We start from the raw sequence: 18195 nt of genomic DNA, 5'->3' as shown, positions 1-18195 counted from the left end.
AATGTATAACAAAATAAAACCATCCAGACAGGTAATCAAAAAGATTGGGATGTTTATGCTCATCGGTACAGTATTGCTATCGGGCTGTAACAAAGAACTCGACATCGATTCTACCCACCTGGTAAACGAAAGCAACAACTGGAAAAGTTTAGCCGATGCCCGCTCAGCCCTGCTGGGTTCGTATGGCTTGCTCAGGGCTGCACTTGCCGACAACAATGCCCACTGGCTGTATGGCGATTTGCGCATGGGCGATTTTAAAGCCACCTCGCGCCTGGATTTAAAGGCCGTTACCGAAAACAATTTAAATGCGCCTTATCCAGTAGTAAAATCGTTGAGCAACTGGCGCAAATTCTATGCGGTAATTAACAGTTGTACGGTTTTTATTGATCGTGCCGGCGAAATTTTAAAAAACGACAAACAATACACCGAAGAAAACTATAAAATTGATGTGGCCCAAATGCGGGCGCTCAGGGCCTTTACCTATTTTTACATGGCGCGCATCTGGGGCGATATTCCCTTAATTACAGCCTCTACCGATGGTAATTTTATCGAACGCCCAAAAGTAGCATCAGAAATTGTATTGCAGTTTGCCACCAGCGAATTGCTGGCCGCTGTAAACGCCCTGCCTTACCGTTACGGTGCTTTACAAAACGGCTTAAACCAGCAGAGCTATTACGGTAAAGTGGCCCCTTACTGGGATGGCATTTTACTGAACCGCATTTCGGCTTACGCTATTCTGGCACATATTGCAGCCTGGCAAGGTAAATACCTCGATGCTGTGGCCTATGCTAAATTCGTGATGACCAACTTCGGTTTAAGCGGGGCCATTTATACCACCACACCTAACCTAACCAAGGTTGATGGTTTATTTTATGGCAATAACGCGTCGCAACTGGTAGGCTTTCCGTTTAATTACAACACCGCCGAAATGAGCGCTGTTGGCCATATCGAAGACCTTGCCCTTGCAGCGCCCATCATTTCAAAAGCGGTACCGCAAATTAAAATGCCCGACGATGTAATTGCCGGCATTTTTAACGAAGCAAACGACCTCAGGTTCAGGTTCGATCCGCTTACCGGCCTGCCCGTATCCGATTATTTCAGCGGATATGGCACTTCGAATACCGTATTCAGCAAAATTAAGTGCATCCGTAATGCTTCTACCGATGGTACACTGGCCATTTACAGCTCGGCACTGGTATTTACCCGCATGGAAGAAATTACCCTGCTTTATGCCGAATCGCTGGCCGCTATAGGCAGTATGGACGAAGCTACCGATGCTTTAGACATTGTGCGCAACAGCCGTGGTATTGGCCTGTACAAAGGCACAAACGCCGGATTAATTGACGCCATTTTTGCCGAACGCCGCAGGGAACTGATGGGCGAAGGCTGGCGCTGGTACGATCTGGTACGCTACAATAAACTGAAAAACAGCGATCCCAAATTTACCGACCTGATTAAAAAGGGTGGCATTTACTGGCCTATTGATGAAGAAGTGCTGAGCACCAATGCAAAAATTACACAAAACGAATATTGGAGGTAACGATGATAAAAAGTATTAAAAATATAGCCTGTTGTATGGCCATTGCCCTGTTTGCCCTGGCCTGCAAAAAAGACGATGGCGCCTACAACTACGAAAACGAAGCCAATGTATTTGATGGCAATGCTTATGCCTACCTCAAATCGCAAACCGGCAAATACGATTCGCTGCTTAAGGTATGCGAGCGGGTAAGCTGGGCAAAAGATACCTTAACCAACAGTAAAGCCATTACCCTCTTTTCGCTTACCAACCGCAATTTTTCAGTAGCATTAAACGCACTAAACAACCTTAGGTTAAGCCAGAATAAAAAAGCTTTGGGCATTGCCAATCTGGATGCCGACCAGCTGGGTATTTTATTAGACCGCTACATTGTAAGCAATAAAATAACCACCGATAGCCTGCATTTTGCCGATGGTGCTTTTTTAACCAGCACCCATTTTAAGTATGGCATGAATGCGCAAGAACTGAACTCGAACGCCAGTGGTTATGTTTTTGGTGGTCCCAAAGGAGTAGTTTACAGCGACGTTAAAAACTCGCAATACACCAAAGAATGGAAATCGGCCACTACCCAGGCGGTAAATATCGAAACCAATAATGCCATTATCCATGTGCTTTCGGCCTCGCACGAATTTGGTTTTGGCGAATTCCTCATCCGATTAAATAAATAAATCATTCTGTTATATGATACCAGGAAATAAATCAATTGCCTTATTTTTTGCAACCATTGGCGCACTGGCCATATTCGGTTGTAAAAAGTTATTGCCGAGCGATACCGATGCCTTTAATAAAGACGCCGGATTTAAACAAACCGTTTACAAACCCATACTGGGCCGCACTACCTTAATGGGCGATAACTTCAATATCGAAAGTTCATCGCTGCCACTTACCTTCAAAATCGTGTCCATGCGCAACAGTGATGGCATTACCAGCCCGGAGTTGTTAAAACCTTTTCCGGTACTGGTATGGAAAAAAGCTTATGATGGAAGCGAGAAATCGATTCAGGAAATTGAAGCCAAACGCACGACCGAACAACATACCCTGTTCGAAGTAGGCGAGCACTCCGGTGAGTTTATCATGTGGGCCGAAGCCAAAAGCAACATTGTAAAAGCACTACCCGATTCGGGTTACGTATTCGATGTTGAAGTATCGAACAATGGCGGCCGTAAATATTTTAACAACCTGGTATTACAACCCCAGAGAGAACTACCTTACGAGCCTAACCACATTAACCCGCTAACTGGTGCCAATACCGGTGGCAGCATTAATCCAACCGTAATGACTGGCATCGTGGGCGATAAATCGGGCCAGCCCCTGTCCTCAAGCGATATTACCATTCTGTTTAACAAAGTGGGCGAGGGCAACTCCATTTCGTTTAAGTTTTTAGATACCCTGCTTAAACCCATCGACCCGGCCAAATTTAAACTCACCAACTGGAGCAAGCTGGTACATGGCTTTAACATGCAAATGAGCTCTACATCGGTAAAATACGATGCAGCTTATCCTATCCCGCTGGTAACCATCCCAACACCTTACACCAACCCCGCAGGTAACCGTGCCCGTGTAGCTTTTGCTTACGATCGCATTGGCTTTGGCGGTTTCAGGGTAGAGGCTAACCTGGGTTTAGACTTCGCCATTTTCGAAAAGGGCGATTGGGAGGTCATCTTCTGGTTTAATAAAGACAACCCGCGGTTTGCAAACGACTAGCCCCAGAAAAATAAGTTGAACATGAGTTTTTACAATACAGATATGACTAAAAAATACATCCTAAATTTATTGCTTTTGGTAACGCTGGCAGTATGGGGCGGTGCTGTATCGGCCCAAACCCTCATCAGCGTAAAGGGCAAGGTGGTAGATAAAAGTGATGGCAACGGCATACCGGCCGTAACCATTATGGCCAGCACCTCAACCCGGGCAATAGGAATGACCAGAGATGATGGATCATTTACGGTAAGCGTACCCAATAACGCCACATTAACCTTTAAATACCTCAACTACAAAGATGTTGTAATCAAATTAAACGGCAAAAACGACCTTAAGGTGGTGATGGACGAAGATCGCACCTCATTAAAAGATGTTGTTGTAGTAGGTTATGCCCAAAAAACAAAAGAAACCGTAATGGGCGCGGTAACTTCGCTAAAAGGTAAAGATATTCAGGATGTTCCGGTAAGTAACGTTGCGGAGTTGTTTCAGGCCAAAGTACCGGGGTTAAACATTCAGATCAATACCGGTAGCCCCGGCGCTGCACCAACCATTAATATGCGTGGTTTATCGGGCATCAGTGTAACCGGTTCTGGCGATAACGCCTTTTTAACCCCAACTTCGCCTTTATTCGTAATTGATGGGGTACCGGTTGATTTAAATACCGATTACCAGTACGGATTTTCGAGTAATGGCCCAGGCATTAGTCCTTTATCTTTAATCCCACCAGAAGATATTGAAGAAATTAACTTCTTAAAAGATGCCAGTGCAACAGCTCTTTACGGTGCACAAGGCGCTTATGGGGTAATTTTGATCAATACGCGCAGGGGTAAATCGAAAACGCCGATTATTCAATACTCCACCAACTTTTTCTTCAATACCCCGCCTAAGCTCCGTCAGGTAATTGGTGGTGCCGCCGAAAGCAATTTAAGGCTTTGGGAAATTTATACCTATGGTGTCAATGTATATTCGGCACGCCAGAGTATTGATAATACCCCAATGCTGGCCGATAGCTTAAATGCCTTTTACAACAACTCTACCGATTGGCAGAGCATTTTTTACCGCTCTACCTATAACCAGCAGCATAACGTAAATGCCAGCGGTGGCGACGATTCTTTTAACTACAAAATTAACGTGGGTTATTACGACGAGAAGGGGATTCAGGAAAATACCGGCTTTACCCGCTACTCGCTGAGCATGAACACCCGTTACAAACCCAGCCCTAAATTTAATGTCAACCTCATCCTGTCAAGCAGTTTGGGTAACACCCAAAAAGGAAGTGGTAATGGTTTGCTGCAAACGGGTGTGGCCTCGGGTGCAGGTTCTTCATCTTTATTGCCCGGCCCCAGCTTAATTAACAGCAGTGCGGCTTTAGGTGCTTTAATTGTTGATAACGACAATAAAGCGGGCAACATTAAAACCAGTGTAGAAGCCCGTTACGAGTTTCTTACCGGTCTGGCACTCTCCAACATCACCAGTTACGATTATTCGATGGGAACCACCGAAACCTTTAACCCAGCCATATTAAACAACAATGTAGCAGGTGTTTACTCGTACAACGATAAGCGCAGTACCTTATACAACAGGGCTATGTTAAGTTTTAACAAATCGTTCAATAAAGATGTACATAACCTGGGTGCTTACGTTTTCTCCGAAGTATATGTGCGTAATTTCCAGGCGCATGCCATTAAACAAGATCAGTATACCAACGATCAGTACCAGGGACCATTTGGTACTGCAGCAGCAAGCTCTGGCGGAGGGATTTTAGATAACTACTCCGATTCGAGAGCCGCATCGCTTGCAGGTAGTATTTCTTACAACTATAAAACCAAATACCTTATCGAAGCTACTTTCCGTTTAGATGGTACTTCGAGTACCGGTTTAAATGCGCCGTGGGCACGAAACCCATCACTGGCACTAAAGTGGAATTTCAACAAAGAAAATTTCCTGGCCAACTCCAAATGGCTCGACGTGGGTATGCTCCGCCTCTCGTGGGGTAGAAATATTGCCCCTGTGGGTAGTGTTTTCGATGCCAATGGTACTTACGATTATTATGGCAACTACAACGGTATGCCCACTACGGCTATCGATTTTAATAACCTGCCCAACATTAAATTATTACCTACATCAACTACCCAATACAATGCAGGTTTAGATTTAAACCTCTTTAAAAACCGCATTACGCTAACTTTCGATACCTATTATAAAATGGTCGATAACCAGCTTTGGGAAAAAAACATTACCACACACAATGCTTTTACCAAACTTAAAACCAACGAGGTAAGCAACGTAAACTATGGTTATGAGCTGGCAGTAAGTTTCAGGCCATTACCATCTACCAGCAAGGTAAACTGGACGTTGAGCATTAACGGGGCTTACAACAAGGAAAAAATTACCGCCCTGCCCGATGCTACCCGTCAGCTGTTACTGGATGGTGGCGCTACCGGACAAGCCATCCTGTATCGTCTGGGCCGCAACTCGCTAACCAATATCCTGTACAATTTTAAAGGTGTATTTGCTACCGATGATGATGTACCGGTTAACCCTGCAAACGGTACCCGTTACCACACTTTTAACGGTGCTGTACCCGTGTATTTCAAAGCAGGCGATCCATATTACGCCGATATCAATGGCGATTACGTGCTCGACTCGAAAGATATGGTGGGTGCCGGTAACTCGCAGCCTCTAATCAATGGTGGTATCAGCAACTTTATCTCGTACCAGGGTTTTTCGCTTAACGTAATTATGGCTTACACCTGGCACCGCGATATCCTGAATAACCCGCTCGCTTCGAGCTTCCAGAATTTTGCATCGCCCTTTTCGGCAAACAACCTGGTGCCCATCAGCGCCTATAACATCTGGCGCCAGTCGGGTGATATTGCCAATTACCCTAACCCTTACGATTATTTGCGTTATGGCAACTATGGCGCTACCGATAAATCGACGCAGTTTTTGCCTTTCCGTTATAACCAAACCCTGTTTCAGGAAGATGGCTCGTACCTGAAACTGGCAACCGTAACGCTGGGTTACAACTTTAAGCCAGAATTAACCAAACGACTCGGCATTACCAGCTTAAGGGTATTTGCTACAGCCAACAACATCCACACCTTTAGCTTTTACTCAGGTGCCGATCCGGAAAATGTGAGTTCGCTGGGCAGGGATAACTCTGGTGGTTACCCCGTACGCAGAACCTATGCTTTGGGCTTAAACATTCAATTATAAACAGGATAACGATGAAAAAAACAATATATCTACTGGCAGCACTGCTGCTGTTGAGTGTAAACTTTAGCTGTAAAAAGTTCTTAAACGTAGAACCGTTAAGCAAGCTATCGGGTAACAATTACTGGAAAACAGAAGGCGATGCCGAAGGTTTTGCACTGGGCATGTACCGCTCGTTCAGGGAGGCCACCATGCAGAGTGTACTTTTCGAAATCGGCGATACCCGCTGTGGCTGGGCCATTCCATCATCCAAAGGTTATCCGCCGAGGATCGATTTTACTTACATGGCCACCAATAACCTTAAAATGGCCATTGCCGCCCGCGCCGATCGCTCCTTGCCTGGTTACGAAGCCAATGCCATTAACGAGTGGTTTCAGCTTAATTCACGTTACGATCTGATCCAGAAATGGGCACCTTTTTACAAAGTGATCCAATCGGCCAATATTATGGTTAAAGAAGTAGCGGCGATGCCTGATGGAGCCCTTTCGCCAGCCAAAAAGAAACAATATATCGCCGAAGCAGTATTTATGCGCTGTGTATCGTATTTCTTTTTAGTGCGCCTGTTTGGCGATGTGCCTTACTATACCGAAGCCTACAACCAGGATGCCCTGCCCCGCACCAATATGGTTAAAGTATTAAAAAGCTGCCTCGAAGATTTGGGGGCTGTAAAAAATGATTTACCCTGGACCTATAACGACCCTACTTTTAAAGGGATCAGGGCCATGCGCGGTGGTGCCATTGACTTAATGATGCACATGAACATGTGGTGTGCCGGTTTTGATGCAGGTAATGCACCGGCTTATTACACCCAGGTTGACGAGCTCGGTAACGAACTGCAGGATATTGGTGTAGACCAGCAAAAAGCCTATCGCTTAATGCCCATTGAGCAAACTTATCTCATCATGTTCGGTAAATCGCAGGAAGGTTTATTCGAAATCCAGCTGAGCGATAATACCGGTGAGAATACCGCCAAACTGCGTTACAAATACTCTTTCTCGGTAGTACATAACCCGTTCTTCGCCAGCAGCGACAGGCCGGTGAGTGAGCTGGTTTACAATGCCGATTTTATGAAGAAAATTTATCCCGAAAGCGGTACCGATAAACGCAAAACAGTATGGTTTGACGAAAACATATACGACCAAACCGGTGTATGGCAGTTCTATAAATTTTATAACCGCGCAGCTTTGGTTCAGTTCAGTGATGATAACCCGATTATTTTCCGCCTGGCCGATGCCATTTTACTGCATGCCGAAGCACTGGCAGAACTGGGCCGTGATGGCGAAGCCGCTACCTTGCTTAACGTAATCAGAGCACGTGCAGGTGCCGACCTTTATCCGGCAAATCCGGGTGAAGGCAAAATCAAAGACGCCATCTTTTTAGAGCGCGCCAAAGAACTAATGGGCGAAGGACACCACTTTTACGACCTGGTACGCACCCGCAAAATCCTCGATCCTAAGTTTACGCCTAACCCGCTTTCGTTCTCAGCGTTTCAGGCTGGTGCATGGACATGGCCTATTGATCCGAGTGCAACCATCAACAACCCTTACATGACTTTGAACAACTACTGGCGCTAACCCATTAAAGTATACCTTAAACATGAATAAGTTTAACAAAAACACACTATTGCTAAGTCTGGCGCTTTTAACCGGTTTAGCTTTTAGCTGCAAAAAATACGAGCACTATATTGACGGGGGCGTAAAAGAAGCCAAATTTGATGGCACCATTTTACAATATCTGCAAGCCAAGCCCCTGCATTTCGATACGCTTACACAGGTAATTAAACTGGCCGGTATGGAAAGTACTTTCAGCAGCGATAACATTACCTTTTTTGCACCTACTGATCCAACCATTAACCGGGCCATCCGCACGCTAAACAAAGAGCTCCGCTCAACCGGAAAAGATACCGTAAATAAACTTTCGGATGTTAAGCCTGCCGTGTGGAAAACAGCGCTCTCGCTTTACATTTTTAAAGGCACCAACCGGCTTAAAGATTACAGTCAGGTAGATACGCTTGCCCTGAATACCTATAAAGGGCAGGGTTACATTTCTTACAACGGTGCCCCCATGAACATTGGCGTGGTATACAACGATGCCGTAACCAATGCCGGTACCGCCAACGAGGTAAGGGTAAAATATGCCGGTTACAGACAACTGATGATTTCGTACATCACCGATTTGTCGCGTCCGCAAGCTTTCTGGATCAACGCTCCTGTAGCTTCATCAGATATTAACCCTACCAACGGGATTGTGCATGCGCTCAAAATGGAAAAGCACTCTTTTGGCTTTAACAGCACCTATTTTAACTCAATTGCGATAGAAAATGGAATTGGGAATTAATAAAAACAGCATTATGTTAAGAAACAGACAAATTTCAGGTAAAAATATGGGGCTGGCCTGTCTGCTCCTGCTGGCCCTTTCTTTTGCTTCATGTAAAAAAGAAAACCCCATAAGCGAAGATCCCTATGCAGGCGGTAAGGTTGCGCTGGGCATTAAATTCGCTTCAGATGTTTCGGATACTGAGCAGGTAAACGGCACTACCCAGATCACCTTTGAGGTAACCGGTCTGATGCCTTTTAAAGATCAGGTTAAATTCTACATTAACGATACCGAGGCCAGCATTACCAAAATAACCGATAAAACCATTACCGTACTTTTCCCGGCAGGGGCCAGTACCGGTGGTACTACACTCATTGTGGGCGACCAGATCTTTTTTGGCCCCGCTTACCGGGTAGAGGGTAAGGTTGAGGTAGATGCTACTTTTGCTGCCAATACCAGTATTGGTAGCATCAGGCAGGTTTTACCCTTGCCCAACGGTAATCTGGTTATGGTAGGCTCTTTCGCAAATTACATGGCAGCAGCCACCACCAAAACCCCTATCAACAACATTGTATTAACCAATGCCAATGGTTTTATTACCTCAGGCTTTTCAACCGGCAAAGGAGCCAATGGGGCAATATCATCTATCTTCAGGTTAGCCAACGGTCAGTTTATGGTAGGCGGTAGTTTTACCAATTACAACAACCGTGTTGGCATAAATGGTGTAACCCGCTTAAATGCCAATGGCTCGTTAGATTCGTCGCGGGTAGAAGTGGTAGGTAAAACTTCCGATCACTCCTACGATACCGTAGCCACCTTTAACGGTGGGGTAAGCGGCTTCGTTAACAAGGTTTTTAATTACAACAACAGCATTTATGTGGTGGGGAGCTTTAACAATTACGCCGAGTTTTTTTACGAGCGCTCTACCCGCGACAATAAAGTAGTGGGCTATACCAAACTCAATGGCCTGTTAAAAATGAACCTCGATGGTAAGATGGATTCGAGCTATAATTTCAACGTAACAGCCAACCTGCCTTATGTTGCAGGGAATGGTCCCATTAGCGATGCGTTGATGCAAAGTGACGGCAAAATTATATTGGTAGGTTCATTTACCACTTACCAGGGCTTAAACAGCAACCGCATTACGCGTATTGGCACCAATGGCCTGGTTGATGCCACCTATCCATCCGGAACCGGAGCAGACGATGCCATCAACGCCATTACCTACAGTGCCACTTCGGGCAAATATTTAGTAGCCGGTGTGTTTAACAATTACAATGGCTTTGCCACCAAAGGCCTGGTGATGTTAAATACCGATGGTACGGTTGACAGGAGCCTGGTGCTCAAAACCATCGAAGGGGGCAGTATCAGTAAAGCCTTTCAGCTAAAAAGCGGTAAAATACTCGTATTCGGATCTTTTAAAAAATACGATGGTGTTATTCGTCAGGGCTTTATGGTGTTAAACCCTAACGGAAGCCTCGCAACCGGATACAACAATACCGGTAAATTTCAGGGCATTGTGAACGATGTTTACGAAAGTACCGACATTTTTGGTAATCCAACCGCCCTCATTGCCGGTACCATTACCCTTTTCGATAACCAGCAGGTATCGGGTGCAGTACGCATCTCCCTAAAACCATAATCATGTTGTTAACCAAATTAGCTTACAATGAAAAGTAAAATAAAAAAACCGGCATTTAGCTATCCACTGGCAGCCCTTTTAATGGCAGCCCTGGTTGCTGTTTTTTCCTGCAACAAAGAACTTGCCGATAAAAAAGATTTCTCTAACAATACCGGTGGCGAGGTGGCCGATGCCCAAAAGCAAAAAGTATTATATGTAATTGTTGATGGTGCCCGTGGCGAATCTATTTTCAAATCGCCTACGCCTGTGCTTTCGCGTATGATTAAGAATGGCATGTTCACCATCAATTCCGTATCAGACGAAAACGGTTTAAACGCTACCTCTTGGGCCGATATGCTTACCGGCGTAGATAAAAACAAACACAAGGTAATTAGCGAAGATTTTGCGAACAACAAACTGACCGATTATCCCATGTTTTTTAAACGCGTTAAAGACAATACCACGTTAAGAACCGCAGCATTTGGTATTTCGCAAAGCCTGAGCAGCAAACTGGTAAGCAATGCCGATGTAAACAGCACTTTTGCTACTGATGAGGCTGTAAAAACAGCCACCTTAACCGAGCTGGCCAATAACGATGCTGCCGTGGTGCTGGCCGAATTTCAGGGCGTAGATAAAGCCGGAGCACAATATGGTTACGATGCCAGTGTACCTGAATATGCTTCGGCCATCAGCACGATTGATACCTACATTGGCGAGCTGAATAATGCCATTAAAGCCCGCGCTAATTTTAGCAAAGAAAACTGGCTCATTGTAATTGCCTCCAATAAAGGCGGTGCTTATCCGGTAATTCCGGCGCTAATGGATAATACCTTATTCAGCAAGCCCCTGTTAAACAGCTTTGTCATTTTGTACAACCCCAACTTTAAATCGACCATTTACAACAAGCCTTCAAGCTTAACCTCATTACCCTATGCCGGTAGTTTTGGGCGCTTAAACGGCGATACCATTGCTACGGTTGATGCCACCAAATCTAACCTCTATAATTTCGGCACTACTGGCGAGTATACGGTAGAATTTAAATTAAAAGTACAGGCATTTGGTACGCTCAATGCACCTATTTTCTTTAAAACATCGAGCCCGGCCAACAGTACTACCGGCTGGTGGATTATCCACAACGGATCAAACGGTACCTGGCGCCTGGGTGGTTTAGCTTCTGCTGCTATTGCTACCCCAACTGCCAAAGCCATGGAAACCAACCGGTGGTATACCATTGGGTTTAAAATCTATTTTGTGGGTACTGTACGGTATGTGCAGCTTTATCAGGATGGCGATCCTGTTGGTTCGCCCACAGTAATTACCGGCAGGAGTGTAAATAACAGCGAGCCCCTGGTTGCGGGTTACCGTTCGGGTTACGGCAATACCGCCAAACAGTTTATTGCCGATATCCGCATTTTTAACGTAGCTGTGCCCGATGCAACGATCAAAGATTATTCGTGCCAGGTAGCCCTTGATGCTACCCATCCGTATTACAACAATTTAATTGGTTACTGGCCGGCATTAGATGGCACCGGAACGCTGATTAAAGACCAGAGTAAATCTAAAAATGATTTCGTATTTCAGAAATCGAACCAATGGGTAACCTTCGAAGATTACGACAGTAAATTTTGCATTAAACCCTCGCCCGAGCTCTATAAAGTAGTACCGCGGGGCGTAGATATACCCACCTTTATTTTGGGCTGGCTAAACATCAATGCAACAGGCTTTAACCTCGATGGCAAAGTCTGGACACCAACCTACACCAACATTTTAAAGTAACTGAGGCCATGAAAAGTAAACATATAAAAGTTTTAACCTCCGCTTGTGCTGCGCTTTTACTGCTTACACAAGCGTGCAGAAAAGATTACGGCTATTCTTTTGAAGATGGCTATAGTAAAACAGAGGTAAAAGATACCTTTGGCAACCAGGAGCTCGATACCTCCAAATACAAGATAGACCGCTCGCAGTTTAACCTGGCCAGGGTTTTCCCGGGTTTGGTATCCATTTCCGAGCCGCGGCTTAAAAGTTCCAAAGTAACGCTCGATTTCGACTTTGTATACGCCAACAATGCCAATTTACGCATTTCGGTAGCACCGCAAGGCTGGTTTAGTACAGGTATGTATGCGCCTGCAGGTGAGCTGATCCAGATCGATGTACCTGCCGGAGAGTATGGCATGACCGCACAGATTGGCGCCTGGGACGATGATTTGACCAGCCTGCAAACCAAACTCAGGGCACCGGTAATTTACAGTCGCCATACCCTGGCACCGGGTAAAAACCTGATCCGTAACCTCTATGGCGGTCAGGTATACATTATCCCGCCAAGGGCACTGGGCCGCAAGGTCGAGTTCACTTTTACCGGAACGGTTAAATCGCCCGATTTTGTGCTGGGCCAAACTACTGATGAGGAATGGAAAGCCATGATGGCCACTACCACCGTACCCTTTTTCGAACTGCGTGGCAAACGGATCATCTTTACCTTACCGGTATCGCGTTTAGCTAAATTTCCCATTGCCAGCCCAACGGCTTTGATGCAAACCTGGGATGAGCAGATCCTGCACTGTTACTGGGAATGGTATGGCTTATCAGAAAATGCTGCCGATGCCCGCGATTTAAACCCAATGTTACCGTGGCGCATTGTACACGATATCCAGCCATCGGTGGGTGCACAACACAGTGGTTACCCCGTAGTGGCTATGGCCAACGATAACTATTTTCAGCAGGCCGTAACACTAAGCGGTGTAGTTGGCCAGAACTGGGGTACCTACCACGAGCTGGGTCATAACATGCAAATGAACAACACCTGGAACTTTGATGGTAACGGTGAAGTATCGAACAATATTTTCTCGCTAAAAGTAACCAATTACCACGGCTACAAACACAGCAATTACAAACGGTTAATGACGGCAGCACTGGCTTTTGTTACGCCTACCGGTACAAAATCTTATGTCAATGCCTCAGAAGATGCCAAACTGGGCATGTTTATCCAGTTAATGGAGCGCTATGGTTTCAACTTTATTACCTATTTAACCACCGAAGCCCGCCATGCAAGGTTTACCTCATCCAGCAACCAGGATAAGATCGATTTCTTTTACGAACGCTTATCCGAGTTTGCCAAAACCGATATGGAACCTTTTTTAACCAAATGGGGCATTACGGTAAGTACCGTTTCCAAAACTAAAATTGCAGCCAAATACCCTTTGTTAACCGAGGCTGTATGGTTGTCTGATCCCAGCTAATTCATCCAAAAAACATAAAATAAACCAACAATGAAGAATTATCAGTTTAGTTTAAAAAAATACAGTACGCTGGCCATCCTGCTGCTGTGTGCCGTTATTTTTGGCTGTAAAAAATATTACGATCCACCGGCAGTATTCGAGAAACAGGAAATTGTTTCGGTAAAGAAAAGAAAGGTTCTGCTGATCGGTATCGACGGGGCAACAGGCGAAGACATGAAAAAAATTATGCCGCCGGTAATCAGTTCCATTCTGCCCAACAGTAAATATTCGTGGCAGAGCAGGAGCGATGCGCCTGTGAGCGATGCCGGTACCTGGAAAAATATCATGACCGGTATTGCTACCATCCATAAAATACAGGACAGTACATTTATCGTACCCGAGGGAGCCAGCGAACACGATGCGGTGGTAGAATATCCATCGTTTATTGAGCGCCTGCAGGCTACGCCTAAAATGCGTTATTCGGTAGCCATTTCGCCATGGAAAACCCTGGTCGATCGCTTACTGCTATATGCCGATGAGCCCATTGCTGTAAACAACGATGCTGCCGCAGCCGATACTGCCGTAAAGAAAATTGGCATCAGCAAGGCCGATTTGGTAGTGGTAAACTTTAACCAGGTAAACCAGGCCGGCTTAAAATACGGTTATTCGGCTGATGTACCCGAATACAAAACTGCCGTAACACAGGTTGATACCTACATTGGTAAACTGCTCGAAGCACTTAAAGCCCGTAAGACCTATAATAATGAAGAATGGCTGGTGGTTATTACTTCTAACCATGGCGGTTATAACAAAGGCTTTACCAGCCAAACCGAGCGCGAGCGCAACTCCTTTAACATTTATTACAACCCTGCATTTAAGAAAGTAGAAATCGATAATGTGCCGCTAACCGATGGCTTTTTATTTCCTGCCTCAAAAGCAGCTACCGATGCAAAAGCTACGCTTGCCGCAGCAAATTCAAGCATTTACGAAATAGGGGCATCGGGCGATAAAACCATACAGTTAAAAGCTTTAATTAGATCCAGTTCAACTTCAAACGGTGCAAACTTTGTGCTGTTATCAAAACTAAATCACTCTTATAGTAGCACAAATGGTTGGGAAATCATGGTTCAGGTCAATGCGGATGGTACACGGCAGTATAGAGCAATTTTAGGATATGGAACCTTGCTTTTTGTTCCAGCCCCAGTAAAGCTCCAATTAAATCAATGGTCGGCTATAACCTTAAAAATTTATACTGAAGCAAGTAAAAGAATGGCCGTGTTATATATTGATGGAGTTGCCGGAACACCTACAGATATTACAGGAAGAACGATAGGTACTAATGCTTACGACCTGACTTTAGGTAACATTAACACTGCAGTAAACACCGGCTCATTTGCTGTAAACGATATAGCCATTTACAATAAGGCCCTTTCAGACGAAGAAATTAAAAACTTTACCTGTAGCGATGGCGTAAAAACAACCGATCCAAGCTATGCCAATTTAATTGGCTACTGGCCTTGCAAGCAGGTGAATGGAGATAAACTACTTAATCAAGCTCCTACAGCTGTAGGCAAAGACCTTGTTTTAGGCGGCAATGGCGGATCATGGACTGCATTCGAGAAATCAATCTGCAACGCTACTGCACCATCTGGCAATACCATCATGGCGGTTTCCAATTCAGATATCGCTTCACAAATCATCTACTGGTTTGGCGTAAATGTAGACGATGCCTGGAAACTAAACGGAAAATCGTGGCTCAAACTGTACGAAGTAGAGTTTTATAAATAAACAGTCAGCCCAATAACAAAAAACAAAAAGGTGATGGATCAGCAAAATCAATGCGTTTATCCGGTCCATCACCATTTTGAACCTAAACCCAACAGCATGAAAAAAACTTACTACATCCTCATATTGGGCCTGGCCTTAGGGCTTGCTGCCTGTAAAAAGTTTGCCAACGAAGCTTTTAACGATACCACTACCGAAAAGGAAACTTTAGCCGTTAAAGTGATTAATGACGATGATCAGTTGCCCGTAGCTGGCGTTAAAGTGATTATCAGCCGCCAAACGGAAGCATCGGGGATTTATACGCAGGTAGATACCATCCGGACAGATAAAGATGGTCAGATTACAACCCGATTACCCTATCCCAATAATATAAAAGTTGAAGTAGACACGACTTATTATCACAAGGGAGAACAAGCTTTGTATTTTAATAGCGCTGCCAGTGCAGTTTTACACACTACACCTAAGTATGGCATGGCCCCATTAAACATTGCTGTTAAAGATGAGCTTAATGCTGGTATTTCCGATTTCCCCATGTTAATCGACACCAAAGCACCTGGAGCCGATACCTACACTTCTACCGGAGGTTTGGAACACGCAGGTACTAGCGGGCAGCTGATCGTTTCGTTACCTTATCCAAATGCGGTGAGGGTAATCGTGGGCGATACCATGAAATATTTCCCCGATACCCTAAACACAACACTTAAGAATGTAAAGGGGGCGTCTGTAAGCCTTACGGCAAAGCTTAAACCTGTAACTGTTCCTTTAGAAATTACGGCATTAGACAAAGACAATAGTGCGCTGCTTCCAGGTATTGATATCGTTGTGCTTCAAAAACTAACTGGCGAGACTGATTTTAAAGCTATTGGCCTGACAGGCACAACCGGCACTAACGGAAAATTAATTTTAAATGCACCTTTTGAGGGCGAGGTAAAAATTAAAACAACCGATCCGGCGTTTTTCTTTCCCGATTCAGCAATTACCCGTATGGCCTACGAAAAAAACCGGACAGTAACGCTGCAGACCAAAAAGCTTGTACCTAAAGCCCCTGTTGATGTGCTGGTTTATGATGAGGCAAATAACCAGATTTTACCTGGTGTAACCGTTAACATAAGCACAAAACTTACCGGAGAAACAGCTTTTAAATTAGATACCACTGCAGTTACCGATGAAAATGGAAAATTGAGTTTGCGGATTCGTTTTTCGGGCGATATGAAATTTGAAGTACCCAATGATACTTATTTTACTTCAAAAACCATTACGGTAGCCAATATTGGTTCGGCAGCCAAACAAGTGAGTATACCCTTAGCAATAAAAACCGCTACCTATCCGGAGCCTGTGCTAACTTCTTTGATGGTAAGCTCGCTTAGTTTAAATAACGGAATTACTTTAAATGCCCCAACCGATATGGCAAACGATAAACGCGGTAACATTTACATTTGCGACCAAAACAACAACCGCATTATACGGGTGAGTAAAAATGGCAATACTACTGTTTTAGCTGGTAGTGGTGCTGCAAGCAGTGTTGATGGAACCGGAACAGCTGCTACATTTAACAAACCAAAAGGTATGGTACTTAACCAGGCCGGAACCGAATTGTATGTAACCGAATATTCGGGCAATAAAGTAAGAAAAATAACCATTAATCCGGCCACGATGGCGGCCACAGTAACAACCATTGCAGGCAGCGGAACAGCTGGCTCGGCCGATGCAGTTGGAACAGCGGCCACATTTACCAACCCAAGTGGAATTGATTTGGATGAAGCAGCTGGGGCCCTGTATCTGGCAGATTTTTCAGCCAGTACATCAGTTGGCAGAATCCGCAAAATTGTATTAAGTAGTAATACCGTGAGCACACTGGGTACGGCCACCATCTACGCGCCTAATGCCGTTGCCCTGAATCCGAATAAAACTTCACTGTATGTAGGTGCTTTTGGTAATACCTTTGGTTCTACAGAAAGTTATCTTTTCAGGGTTACTGCTTCATCAGGTGCCAGAACTGTATTAAAACAAACCAAAACAACCAATTTTAACGATCCATCAGGAATATTTATTAGCCCGGCAGGGGTGATTTTTGTTTGTAGTGAAAAGGCACATTCTATTGCCAGGGTAACCAGCGAAATAACTACAAATTCGACATTTGGTTTATTGGCCGGATCGGGTACTGATGATAGTATTTCGGGCGTAAATGCGGTAACTGGTACTTCTGGAAATGCAGATGGTCCTGCTGCCAACGCCAGGTTTAATCTGCCTTGGGCGATTAAATACAATGCACATGCGGGTTATTTCCTCATTGCCGACCAGGGGAATAACAAAATCAGGATCATGAAATCGAATACGATAAACTAAGTATGATCTGCTAATGGCACGCAGATAAAACTGCAGTAGAAGCGACTGTTCTCATTGGAGAACAGCCGCCTTTTTTATAAAGCAGCGAAAGCATTAAGATTAGCTTCGCTGAGCACTTCGTGGGAATGACGGATTTGCGAAAGGGAGCGTCACCCTGAACTTCCTCCCGGACGGTCGGACGGGTGTTTCAGGTATCCTTATCGAAAAACACGTCATTGCGAGGAGGAACGACGAAGCAATCTTTCATGCCTGTAATTCTTGCTGCAAAGATTGCTAATAATGAGATTGCCTGCCTGCAGCAGGCAGGCTTCAGCTCACACCACCCGGCTTCGCAATGACGATCAGGGAAGGGAACTACAAACGTCCTTCGACTCCGCTCAGGATGACAAGCTAACCACTGGAATCCCCTGCACCCTGCTATCCGGCATAGGAGATTTTCGCAGGAAAAAGCACGAAAA

Annotated in this window: 11 protein-coding genes; all 11 read left to right on the top strand. The window is 44.9% G+C overall.

Features of this window, described 5'->3' with window-relative positions; all coding sequences use genetic code 11:
* Window position 1: 1 nt before the first annotated feature.
* Window positions 2-1540: a RagB/SusD family nutrient uptake outer membrane protein gene (locus tag OC25_RS25505; protein ID WP_039482909.1), complete on the top strand. Its 1539-nt coding sequence runs from the start codon at window positions 2-4 to the stop codon at window positions 1538-1540.
* 2 nt (window positions 1541-1542) lie between these two features.
* Window positions 1543-2205, top strand: a complete 663-nt coding sequence (locus tag OC25_RS25500) for a hypothetical protein (protein ID WP_052266478.1) — start codon at window positions 1543-1545, stop codon at window positions 2203-2205.
* Between the two features lie 13 nt (window positions 2206-2218).
* Complete coding sequence (locus OC25_RS25495) at window positions 2219-3241, top strand: DUF5007 domain-containing protein (RefSeq protein ID WP_052266477.1); 1023 nt, start codon at window positions 2219-2221, stop codon at window positions 3239-3241.
* A gap of 21 nt (window positions 3242-3262) precedes the next feature.
* On the top strand, window positions 3263-6457 hold the full coding sequence (locus OC25_RS25490) for a SusC/RagA family TonB-linked outer membrane protein (protein ID WP_052266476.1): 3195 nt from the start codon (window positions 3263-3265) through the stop codon (window positions 6455-6457).
* A gap of 11 nt (window positions 6458-6468) precedes the next feature.
* The gene (locus tag OC25_RS25485) at window positions 6469-8028 is read left to right on the top strand and encodes a RagB/SusD family nutrient uptake outer membrane protein (RefSeq protein WP_052266475.1); all 1560 of its coding nucleotides are present in this window, start codon (window positions 6469-6471) and stop codon (window positions 8026-8028) included.
* A gap of 22 nt (window positions 8029-8050) precedes the next feature.
* Window positions 8051-8791, top strand: a complete 741-nt coding sequence (locus tag OC25_RS25480; protein ID WP_039482903.1) for a fasciclin domain-containing protein — start codon at window positions 8051-8053, stop codon at window positions 8789-8791.
* 13 nt (window positions 8792-8804) lie between these two features.
* Window positions 8805-10412, top strand: coding sequence for a DUF5008 domain-containing protein (locus OC25_RS25475; protein ID WP_167335445.1), 1608 nt, complete (start codon window positions 8805-8807; stop codon window positions 10410-10412).
* Window positions 10413-10439: 27 nt separating this feature from the next.
* Window positions 10440-12167: an alkaline phosphatase family protein gene (locus tag OC25_RS25470; protein WP_039482896.1), complete on the top strand. Its 1728-nt coding sequence runs from the start codon at window positions 10440-10442 to the stop codon at window positions 12165-12167.
* 8 nt (window positions 12168-12175) lie between these two features.
* Window positions 12176-13627 (top strand): M60 family metallopeptidase, encoded by a 1452-nt coding sequence (locus tag OC25_RS25465; RefSeq protein WP_052266474.1) that lies wholly within the window; start codon window positions 12176-12178, stop codon window positions 13625-13627.
* A gap of 30 nt (window positions 13628-13657) precedes the next feature.
* A complete protein-coding gene (locus tag OC25_RS25460; RefSeq protein ID WP_039482893.1) occupies window positions 13658-15394 on the top strand; it encodes an alkaline phosphatase family protein in 1737 nt (578 codons plus the stop codon).
* A gap of 96 nt (window positions 15395-15490) precedes the next feature.
* On the top strand, window positions 15491-17737 hold the full coding sequence (locus OC25_RS25455; protein ID WP_039482890.1) for an NHL domain-containing protein: 2247 nt from the start codon (window positions 15491-15493) through the stop codon (window positions 17735-17737).
* Window positions 17738-18195 lie beyond the last annotated feature (458 nt).

It is taken from the genome of Pedobacter kyungheensis, from assembly GCF_000812965.1.
GTDB lineage: Bacteria > Bacteroidota > Bacteroidia > Sphingobacteriales > Sphingobacteriaceae > Pedobacter > Pedobacter kyungheensis.
Note: the sequence above shows the minus strand (reverse complement) of the source record. Positions and strands in the feature narration are given on the sequence as shown.